A 942-nucleotide genomic window follows, 5' to 3' on the forward strand; every position below is an offset into this window, starting at 1 on the left:
ACGCTCTCGATGGGTTGGTGGTGCCGGCTCAAGTGCCGCGAAATCGGACAATTACGCTAATCACAAGCCGTAACGAGCCTGTGGGCGCGTCGATCGCGAGTGCCATGCAGACGATGGCAGGTCCACTACAAGAGTAGGTAGGTGCCAAAGTGGACGCGGGGTCCTAGCGTCCTCCTGTTCCTCTGCCGATCATCGAGCCAGAAGCGAACAGCGAGAAGGTCATATGGACAAAACCGACGTGCGGAATCAGGGTGGCTGCGCATGTCACCTCGATGACGAGCTCCGGCGTTCCGATTTGGGCGCCGAAGAAGGCGACGAATGGCGGGGCGCGTGCCTACGGAAAATCAATCAGGCAAGGAGCAGTCTATGGAACGTCAACCGGTTGACGCGGTCACGGCGATCGATCGGCTTGCAGATTCGGATCCGGAGAGAGTTGCGCTGAGGCACGGCGCAGACGAACTCACATATGAGGCGCTACGATCAAGATCGGATGCCCTTGCAAGGACCTTACGAGAGCAGGGTGCTCGCGGCGCGGTTGTCGGCTATTGGGGAGGGCGGGACCTCGACTGGGCGACGGCGGTCATCGCAATTTTGAAAGCTGGATCAACGTACCTACCGCTCGATCCATCGCTGCCGGCTTCCCGTACATCATTCATGATCGAGCAGAGCCGCTGCGCTTTGTTGATGGGCCGAGACCGGCCGGATTCGCTCAGCCTATTCCAGAAGAGCAGCAAAGCAGCTCCGCAATTCGTAGCTATAGAGGCGGCACTGCGCCGGGTGCAGACCTCGTCTGTTGTGCCATCCCCGAACGCGGATGGACTTGCCTATATTCTGTTTACGTCTGGTTCGACGGGCCAGCCTAAGGGCGCAATGATCGAGCGCGACGGCCTAAACAATCATTTGGCGGCAAAGATCGATGCCCTAAGTCTCACTCGGACGGAT

General features: G+C 59.0%; 1 protein-coding gene. It reads left to right on the forward strand.

Going from position 1 to position 942, the window contains the following annotated elements:
• Positions 1–366: 366 nt before the first annotated feature.
• A partial coding sequence (locus I6F24_RS37265) for an AMP-binding protein (RefSeq protein WP_225156597.1) occupies positions 367–942 on the forward strand: 576 nt, incomplete at its 3' end.

The sequence above is a fragment of the Bradyrhizobium sp. BRP23 genome, assembly GCF_020194135.1.
GTDB classification, from domain to species: domain Bacteria; phylum Pseudomonadota; class Alphaproteobacteria; order Rhizobiales; family Xanthobacteraceae; genus Bradyrhizobium; species Bradyrhizobium yuanmingense.